The organism is Ectobacillus sp. (assembly GCF_056992975.1).
In genome coordinates, this window is the sequence record NZ_JBXKMX010000292.1 from 1 (window position 1) to 9,374 (window position 9,374).

Below are 9,374 nucleotides of genomic sequence, written 5' to 3' on the forward strand. Positions count from 1 at the left end.
ATACGAACCTATAATTTTAATCATTTTCAGCATATGATTGAACCTAGCATTGTATGGACATTTGTTCTTTCGTTCGCTTGTTTTTTAGGAGCAACGCACTTTTTATACCATCGTAGTCGATTTGGACTTGCTTTTATCTTTGTTATGTTTCAATACTTTTTTGCGTTTTTTGGGTATGGTGCTAGTCATTTACCATATATATTGTATCCGTATATAACAATTCATACGGGACTTACGAATGACTTAGTGAGTAATGCATTAGTTATTGCATTTGCGGTAGGTCTTGTCTTGTTCATTACTTCCATTGTGTTTGTACTTCGTCTGTTTCTATTCGATGCCAAGCATGTGAAAAGTACGAAATAATTGAACGTTATTTTCTAAAATTAGATATATCTTCTTCATACATAGAAAGTCCGTGCTAATCTTACAATAATCAAATACAATAAAGTTATTGTCGGGGTTATATATAATGATTCAAACATGATTATTGGAGGAGTTTCTCGTGAGTGTGAAAAATAAAGAATTTGCAGTAATCGGGCTTGGACGATTTGGTGCGAGTATATGCCGAGAATTATATCAGCTTGGCATGGAGGTAATGGCAATTGACATCGATGAAGATCGTGTAAATGAATTTTCGAAAATTGCTTCACACGCTGTTATTGCAGATTCTACGGATGAAATTGCAATGAAAAGCTTAGGAATTCGAAATTTCGATCATGTCGTAGTTGCGATTGGAGATAATATTCAAGCGAGTATTTTAACGACATTGATTTTAAAAGAACTGGGTGTAATTAATATTACAGTTAAAGCGCAAAACGATTATCATGAAAAGGTACTTCGGAAAATCGGTGCAGATCACATTGTTCACCCTGAACGAGATATGGGGAAACGGATTGCGAATAATATATCCTCAAGAAGTGTGCTTGATTATTTAGAACTCTCCGATGAGCTTCGTATTGTTGAAATTGTAGCTAGTAAAAAAATAAATGGTCATACACTGCAAAACCTTAATATTCGAGCAAAATTTGGTTTAAATATTGTAGCCATTAAACGGCATGAAAGTGTAATGGTTTCACCAAGAGCGACCGATGAAATTCGTGAAGGTGATGTTTTAATTGTAATTGGCGGGGATGAAGAAGTAGATCAGTTTGAAGCTTATTTAGTAAAGTAAATGTATCGTATTATTTGATTTACAAAAAGGAGGTAGTTATACCTTCTTTTTTTTATGGCATTTAATCGTTACTATTTAATCTCCTTATATTGTGAATTAGAATTTATAAAATATACGTATAGTCGCAGGGACTACAGGGACAGCCTAAACAAGTAGAAATCGTTATAGAGTGTAGCGAGTGTATGCTACATGATATTTGTCATATTTCCTATATGACAGCTGCTACTATAATGATCGATTTCTTTTCTTTATAATTAACTTAACAATAGTACAGAAGGGAAAATGGATTAAATGACCCTAAATAATTCAATGAATGTAAGAAAACAAGTGGCTCCTTTTGAAAAATCAATAACAAAGGCAAGTGTATGGCAAATTATAAATACGATTGTACCGTTTTTTATACTGTGGTACCTTGCCTATGAGTGTCTGTCATTTTCATACCTTTTGACATTGACAGTTGCTACTCTTGCGGCAGGTTTCTTAGTACGGATTTTCATCATTTTCCATGACTGCTGTCACCATTCGTTTTTTAAAAACAGACTTGCCAATAAAATACTTGGAACAATTACAGGCGTATTAACTTTCTTTCCTTATGAGCAGTGGGCACATGATCATTCCGTTCATCATGCGACAAGTAGTAATTTGGATAAGCGGGGAACAGGGGATATTTGGGTTCTTACCGTGGATGAATATAGAGAAGCATCATTTTGGCGTAAGATATCCTATCGAATTTATCGAAATCCAATCATAATGTTTGGGCTTGGTCCAGTATTTATTTTTCTTTTAAAGAATCGATTTAATCGCAGAGACGCGGGACTTAAAGAGCGTATGAATTTGTATTTGACAAATATATTAATTGTATCAGTAATTGGATTGCTTTGTCTTGCAATTGGTTGGAAAGCTTTTCTGCTTGTACAAGGTCCCATCTTTTTAATTTCCGGTTCTGCTGGCATTTGGTTATTTTACGTACAACATACCTTTGAGGATTCGTATTTTGAGGAAGACGAAAACTGGGAGTATATAAAGGCTGCAGTAGAAGGTAGCTCGTTTTATAAGTTACCGAAATTATTACAATGGCTTACTGGTAATATAGGATATCATCATGTCCACCACTTAAGCCCAAGAGTGCCGAATTATAAATTAGAAGCAGCTCATAACAGCTCTGAACTCTTACAGCATGTACCTACGATTACGATTGCTACAAGTATACGTTCTATTCGTTTTCATTTGTGGGATGAGGAAGAAAAGAAATTTGTTGGCTATAATCATATTAAGTCAGAATCTAAGAAAACAATTTCAACTAGGGTAAAACCCGAACTTTAATTATCTTGTTCTTCACTTTTTAACTGTTCGAGACAAATGGGTAACTCCTCTTTATACTTCAGTATATAAGAGGAGTTTTTTTATAGCTATGTGTTACAATATAAGTAAAATGATTAAGTTATGCTAAATGAGGTTGCAACATGCTAAAAAAATATTGGAATTTATTAAAAAGCACTGGAATTTCTCCTTATATATGGACTGTTTTAGCAATTCTCCCTTTTTATTTTATTTTACAGTCTTCTTCTACGTTTAAAATTGTCTTTGGAATTGTCATCACTATTTTATTTTTACTTATATATCGTATTGCATATATTGCTAAAGGTTGGGCTGTGTATGTATGGACTTGTATTCTTATCGGCATATCTGTATTATCAATCAGCCTGTTCAGCTATGTTTATTTTGCTTTTTTTCTAGCCTATTTTATAGGTACTATTAAGGATAAGGTTTCTTTTTTGACGTTATATTTTATTCACTTAGTTAGTACGGCTATAGTAATTAATTTTAGTATTATTCTTCATGAAGATCAGATTGTAAAGCAATTGCCATTTGTACTTGTTATTTTAATAAGTGTTATTTTGCTTCCATTAAGCCTTAGGTATCGGAAAGAACGAGGACAGTTAGAAGAGAAACTAGAAGATGCAAACAAAAGAATTGCTGACTTAGTAAAGCAAGAGGAACGGCAGCGAATTGCACGCGACTTACATGATACATTAGGACAGAAATTGTCGCTTATTGGGCTAAAAAGTGATTTAGCTAGGAAGTTAGTATATAGTAATCCTGAACAAGCGAGAGCAGAACTGAAAGATGTTCAACAAACTGCAAGAACGGCACTAAATGAAGTAAGGAAAATGGTTGCTAATATGCGTGGTCTAAGATTGAAAGATGAAATGATTCGCGTGAAGCAAATTCTGAAAGCAGCGCAAATTAACATCGTCTTTGAGCAGGATCTTTCTTCGGTAAATGTATCCTTGTTAACAGAAAATATTTTAAGTATGTGTTTAAAAGAAGCAGTTACAAATGTTGTTAAGCATAGCAAAGCAAAAAATTGTTATATCTCTTTACTACAAACTTCGAATGAGACAATTATTAAAGTCCGTGATGACGGAATTGCTCTTGAAAAATCAGTTTGCTTTAATAAAGGCAGCGGTTTGAAAGGGATGAGGGAGCGGCTAGAATTTGTGAATGGAAGCTTAGAAATTGTCACGGAGGAGGGAACGATATTAATAATAAAGGTTCCAAATGTTGTGAAAATATCTGAAAGGGAGGAATTCAAATGATTCGCATTGTCATTGCTGAGGACCAACAAATGCTATTAGGTGCGTTTGGTTCCTTACTTAATTTAGAAGAGGATATGGAAGTGGTTGGGCAAGCGCGTAATGGGAATGAAGCGATAGACCTTGTAAATCAATTTGAACCAGATGTTTGTATTATGGATATTGAAATGCCTGGAAAGAGCGGGCTTGAGGCTGCAGAGGAACTAAAGAAAAAAGCCTGTAAGGTGATTATTTTGACTACATTTGCTAGGTCCGGTTATTTTCAGCGTGCACTAAAGGCTGGTGTTAGTGGTTATTTGTTAAAGGATAGTCCTAGCGAGGAGTTAGCTAGCTCTATTCGCAATGTTATGATAGGAAGAAGAATATATGCCCCTGAGCTAATGGACGATGTATATAGTGAAGAAAACCCTCTTACGGAACGAGAGATGGATGTCTTGGAGTTGGTGGCTGTTGGGAAAAATACAAAGGAAATTGCGAGCACACTTAGTATTACAATAGGCACCGTCCGAAATTATATATCTACCATTATGGATAAATTAGGTGTGACAAACCGTATAGAAGCCATTACTCATTCGAAAGAAAAAGGCTGGTTTAAACATTAATATAATTAGAATCATTCTGATTGTAACTGAGTATCTCATTTAAGGGATACTTTATTTTAATTAGACAATTTGTATTTTATAAGTGTGCGAAACGAAATGAATCGATATATTTGATATAATGGGACGGTAGGATTACAATAATGGTAGAAGCTAACATACGTTATAGAGTTGGTACTTTTCTTATTAATGTATTCGTATGGGGCTCTGTGATTGTGTTAGATGTATCCAAGAAGATGGATATATAATCTGTCTTACATAACAAATGGATGGAAAGGGAGGAATTGAATTATGACTAATTTAAAAGGAACAAAAACTGCTGAAAATTTAAAGGCTGGATTCGCTGGGGAATCACAAGCAAATCGTCGCTACTTGTATTTTGCTGAAAGAGCTGATACTGAAGGTGTTGAAGAGGTAGCAAGCTTATTCCGTAGCATTGCAAATGGTGAAACAAAGCATGCTTTTGGTCACTTTGATGCATTACGTAACAACGGTGAAGGGGATCCTGCAACAGGTCTGCCAGTAGGAAATGTAAAAGAAATGCTTGCATCTGCTATTGCTGGGGAAACATATGAGTACACAGAAATGTATCCTGGATTTGCTGCAACAGCTCGTGAAGAAGGATTTGCAGAAATCGGCGAATGGATGGAAGTAATGGCAAAAGCAGAACGTGTACATGCAAAACGCTTCCAAAAATTGCTTGATTCTTTAGAAGACTAAAATTCTACCCGGTCCCTCATTCCGGGATCGGGTTTTTCTAAACATAAGGAGGTAAAGCACGTATGACAAAGTCTATTACGCGAAAAGATATCGTCCCATTAGATACATATCGGGAGGGACGAGATGAGTACCTTCAAAAAATGATTGCTTACAAAAATAATCGTCGTGTTAAATTATCAGATCATATTTCAATATTATTTGAAAATCGAAATACGGTATTATTTCAAATTCTGGAGCTCGTACATAGTGAAGATTTAACAGATCCAGAAGAATTGGATGAGTATATTTCTATTTATGATTATATGATTCCAAAGGAAAATGAGTTGTCTGCTACCCTTTTTATTGAATGGGATGATTTAGAGCATCTCGGAAACCTGTTAGTTCAATTAAAAGGAATTGAAAATTATTTACAGCTAACCGTTGGGGATGAAACCATTCAGGCAGTGTTTGAGGAAGAACATGATGATCGTGAAGCAACGACAAGTGTACACTATCTTAAATTTCCTTTAACACAATCTGCAAAACAACGGCTACAAGAGTCTGCAGATGACGCAGTAGTAAAATTAAAACTAACGCATCCAAATCTTGCGGAGGAAACAGTAATACCTCCTTCATGTCTAAAGAGTTTACAGGGCGATTTGGTATAAGGTGAAAGTAGGATTTTTTTTATTTGGAGTTTTAAACAAAAAAGAAGGTAGCAGATACCTTCTTTTTTTGTTGCAGTTTTTATACTTCCATTATGATTGGCAAAATCATTGGCTTACGTTTTGTTTTTTCATACAAGAATGGGGCAAGTGTGTCCGTAATTTCATTTTTTATTTCAGACCATTGGGTTGTTTTCCGTTCCATGACTTTCGATAAGTGACCAGCAATTAATGACTGTGCATCGTTAATTAAATCACTGCTTTCTCTCATGTATACGAATCCTCGAGAAATGATATCAGGTCCAGCAGCAATCTTGAATGCTTTCATATCAATGCTAACCACAACAATCACAAGACCTTCTTCGGATAGAATACGACGATCACGCAGTACAATATTTCCGATATCGCCTACTCCGTTTCCGTCAATATATACGGAACCAGATGGCACTTTTCCTGCAATAGATGCTTCGTCTTCACGTAAGGTTAATACATCACCATTATCTAAAATAAAACAATTTTCTTCTGGAACACCGCACTCAGTAGCTAGTTTTGCATGCATTCTCTGCATTCTATATTCACCATGAATAGGCATGAAGAATTTAGGATTCATTAGTCGAAGCATAAGCTTTTGTTCTTGCTGACCGCCATGACCACTTGTATGAATATCTGTAAGTGGTCCATGAATAACATCTGCACCAGCACGGTACAACAAATTAATCGTTCTATTTACACTGACAGTATTTCCTGGAATTGGTGAGGAAGAGAAAACCACTGTATCACCAGGATTAATTTGAATTTGACGATGCGTCCCATTCGCAATTCGAGATAACGCCGCCATAGGCTCTCCTTGACTACCTGTACAAAGAATAACAACTTGATTGGCAGGAAGACGGTTGATTTGTGAGGAATCGATAATCGTCTCCTTTGGGCAAGTAATATAACCTAGATTTTGTCCGATATCAAAAGTGGCTTCCATACTTCGGCCAAATACAGCAATTTTACGATTTGTTGCTACGGCTGCTTCTACAACTTGCTGTAAGCGATGGATGTTAGAAGCGAAAGTTGCAAATATAATCCGTCCGTTTACTTTGCGGAAAATGTCATAAATCGTATCTCCAACTCGGCGTTCTGACATTGTGAAGTTTGGTACTTCACTATTCGTACTGTCAGATAATAAGCAAAGCACGCCTTCTTTTCCGATTTGAGCCATTTTTGTCATATTTGCAGGCTCTCCAACTGGTGTGAAGTCGAACTTGAAATCACCGGTTTGAACAATTTGTCCTTGTGGTGTTTTTACAACGATACCGTACGAATCAGGAATGCTGTGAGTTGTTCGGAAAAATGAAACGGAAGTATTAGTAAATGAAATTACATCCTCTTCACTTATTTCGTAAAGTTTGGCTTTCCGAAGTAGTCCATGTTCTTCTAATTTATTTTTAATGAGTCCGATCGCCAATTTTCCACCATAGATGGGAACATTAATTTGGCGCAGTAAGTAAGGAATACCACCGATATGGTCTTCGTGACCATGCGTAATAAATACACCTTTAATTTTGTCCTCATTGCGAACGAGGTACGAATAATCTGGTATTACATAGTCAATTCCGAGAAGCTCATCTTCAGGGAATTTAATGCCGGCATCTATTACAATAATTTCATCTTGATATTGAACCGCGTATGTGTTTTTTCCAATCTCGCCTAGTCCTCCAAGCGCAAATACAGCGGTTTGATCATTTTTTAAAAACTTCATATACTAAATACTCTCCAACAGCTCAAAGTTTTCAACATTTTGCTTTTCATATTCAAGATGAGCTCCGGCAAGCTCTTGAATAAGTTCAATGTTATAACCCTTTGGAATAATTTTTGTTCGAACTTCGCGTTCCGATTCTGCCTTTATATATAGTACCTTTGTTTTTTCGCGCACAGGTACTTCTAGAGCAGACTCTTGGTAAAATACTTTAAAAATCATCGTAAAACCTCTCCTTGTATCTATTTTGCATATCTTTAATCTATTATAAAGGAAATACATTTCTTTTTCATGTTTTTTCCTCTGCAATGAAAAAAATACACATGTTTCGTGTCAATTTATGTCTGACTGTCCTCATTTTTAATTAGTTTTACCTATGATTTCTACTTTCAAACATATTTTTACGATGGAAATGGAAAAATATGAGAAAAGAGATATTACAAATCTGGTACGGTTTCGTCATTTCTGGTTGTTGAGCCCTTGTCTAAGATAGAATAAGATGATGCATGTAGTAGGATGTAAATCCAAGATGAAAGGATTATAAGAAATGAATGATAAAATTGTATTCTTTGATATTGATGGAACGTTATTAGATGAGAAGAAGCAAGTCCCAAACTCTACGAAAGAAGCAATTACACAATTACAGGAAAAAGGAGTTCATGTAGCCATTGCAACGGGACGTGCACCATTCATGTTTGAAGATCTAAGAAAAGAATTAAACATACCTAATTATATAAGCTTTAATGGACAATATGTGGTATTTGAAAATGAGGTTATTCATCGACAACAATTGCCTGTTTCCACATTGCATCAATTCACATCCTTTGCAAATGAATCAGGATTTCCGCTCGTCTTTATGAATGAAAGAGAAATGAAAGCAACTGTTATGCAGCATCACTTCGTTGCTGAAAGCTTGGGAACGTTACATTTTGATCATCCGCCATATGAACCAGCGTTTTATGAGGCGCACGATATTTACCAAGCGTTACTTTTTTGTGAAGAGGGACAGGAACAATCCTTCTTGCATGAATATCCGCAATTTCAATTTATTCGTTGGCATGATTATTCCATGGATATTCTTCCTAACGGTGGATCAAAAGCAGCAGGTATCTATAAATTTATAGAAAAGTTAGGATTTCAGCGCGATCAAGTATTTGCTTTTGGGGATGGGTTAAACGATATTGAAATGATTAAAGCTGCCGGAACTGGTATTGCAATGGGAAATGGTCGGGAAGAAGTAAAAATAGTGGCTAACTTTGTAACCCGAAATGTAGACGATGATGGCATTTTGACCGGATTAAAGTGGGCCGGGTTATTATAAGGAGTGCTCCAGAAAATAATACGAGGGTGAGAAGAAAAAAGCTTCTCACTCTTAACATTGTGTCATATAATACATAGTAAATGAAAATAATTATCATTATCGTTAAGGCAAGGACGTGAGGATTAGAATGATGTTATCAAACATAGAATTAGATAGGAAGGCAATCATTCAAGATGTATCTAATCTTAGTCACATGATACAGCGCAGATTGCTAGATATGGGAATAGATGAGGGAGTTATAATATCTGTTAAGAGAAAACTCCCATTTGGAGGGCCATTCATTATCGAGGCTCACGGCCAATCAATCAGCTTACGACGTCTTGAGGCTAGTAGAATTTACGTAAGTCTGGGGGAAATATGATGCATCACATTGGTTTGTTTGGAAATCCAAATACAGGGAAAACATCCTTGTTTAATTCGCTAACAGGGTCTTACGAGTATGTTGGAAACTGGAGCGGGGTAACGGTAGAAAAAAAGGTTGGCGTGCTGCGAAATGAAAAGGGGTCCTTAATTGATTTGCCTGGTGTATATTCTCTTCATCCACTTTCAAAGGATGAACAAGTCGCAACACAGTT

12 protein-coding genes are annotated in these 9,374 nt (G+C 35.9%); 10 read left to right on the forward strand and 2 right to left on the reverse strand.

Translation table 11 applies throughout. From position 1 onward, the window contains the following. From AC11ZT_RS13295 to AC11ZT_RS13325, 7 genes are all read left to right on the forward strand, one after another. Positions 1-363: cytochrome d ubiquinol oxidase subunit II (locus AC11ZT_RS13295; protein ID WP_484060059.1), on the forward strand; the 363-nt coding region annotated here is incomplete at its 5' end. Between the two features lie 139 nt (positions 364-502). Next, entirely contained in the window at positions 503-1,171 is a 669-nt protein-coding gene (locus AC11ZT_RS13300; RefSeq protein ID WP_484060060.1) for a potassium channel family protein, read from the forward strand. A 291-nt stretch (positions 1,172-1,462) separates the two neighbouring features. After that, complete coding sequence (gene desA / locus AC11ZT_RS13305; protein ID WP_484060061.1) at positions 1,463-2,494, forward strand: Delta(5) desaturase DesA; 1,032 nt, start codon at positions 1,463-1,465, stop codon at positions 2,492-2,494. Between the two features lie 140 nt (positions 2,495-2,634). Next, positions 2,635-3,771 (forward strand): sensor histidine kinase, encoded by a 1,137-nt coding sequence (locus AC11ZT_RS13310; RefSeq protein WP_484060062.1) that lies wholly within the window; start codon positions 2,635-2,637, stop codon positions 3,769-3,771. Further along, on the forward strand, positions 3,768-4,370 hold the full coding sequence (locus tag AC11ZT_RS13315) for a response regulator (RefSeq protein ID WP_484060063.1): 603 nt from the start codon (positions 3,768-3,770) through the stop codon (positions 4,368-4,370). The genes AC11ZT_RS13310 and AC11ZT_RS13315 overlap by 4 nt, the downstream gene beginning before the upstream one ends. Before the next feature lie 288 nt (positions 4,371-4,658). Beyond that, positions 4,659-5,087, forward strand: coding sequence for a rubrerythrin family protein (locus tag AC11ZT_RS13320; protein WP_484060064.1), 429 nt, complete (start codon positions 4,659-4,661; stop codon positions 5,085-5,087). Between the two features lie 62 nt (positions 5,088-5,149). Next, entirely contained in the window at positions 5,150-5,734 is a 585-nt protein-coding gene (locus AC11ZT_RS13325) for a DUF3501 family protein (protein ID WP_484060065.1), read from the forward strand. Between the two features lie 79 nt (positions 5,735-5,813). Here AC11ZT_RS13325 and rnjA read toward each other — a convergent pair whose 3' ends face one another. Both rnjA and AC11ZT_RS13335 read right to left on the reverse strand, forming a co-directional pair. Further along, positions 5,814-7,481 carry a ribonuclease J1 gene (gene rnjA / locus AC11ZT_RS13330; protein WP_484060066.1) on the reverse strand — a complete coding sequence of 556 codons (1,668 nt, stop codon included), beginning with the start codon at positions 7,479-7,481 and terminating at the stop codon, positions 5,814-5,816. A gap of 3 nt (positions 7,482-7,484) precedes the next feature. Next, positions 7,485-7,700 carry a DNA-dependent RNA polymerase subunit epsilon gene (locus tag AC11ZT_RS13335; protein ID WP_379966867.1) on the reverse strand — a complete coding sequence of 72 codons (216 nt, stop codon included), beginning with the start codon at positions 7,698-7,700 and terminating at the stop codon, positions 7,485-7,487. Positions 7,701-8,025: 325 nt separating this feature from the next. Here AC11ZT_RS13335 and AC11ZT_RS13340 point away from each other — a divergent pair, with 325 nt between their 5' ends. The 3 genes from AC11ZT_RS13340 to AC11ZT_RS13350 form a co-directional block, all read left to right on the forward strand. Next, the gene (locus tag AC11ZT_RS13340) at positions 8,026-8,799 is read left to right on the forward strand and encodes a Cof-type HAD-IIB family hydrolase (RefSeq protein ID WP_484060067.1); all 774 of its coding nucleotides are present in this window, start codon (positions 8,026-8,028) and stop codon (positions 8,797-8,799) included. Positions 8,800-8,929: 130 nt separating this feature from the next. Further along, positions 8,930-9,160 carry a FeoA family protein gene (locus tag AC11ZT_RS13345; protein ID WP_484060069.1) on the forward strand — a complete coding sequence of 77 codons (231 nt, stop codon included), beginning with the start codon at positions 8,930-8,932 and terminating at the stop codon, positions 9,158-9,160. Continuing rightward, the coding region (locus tag AC11ZT_RS13350) for a FeoB small GTPase domain-containing protein (protein ID WP_484060068.1) at positions 9,160-9,374 on the forward strand (215 nt) is incomplete at its 3' end. The genes AC11ZT_RS13345 and AC11ZT_RS13350, both read left to right, overlap by 1 nt.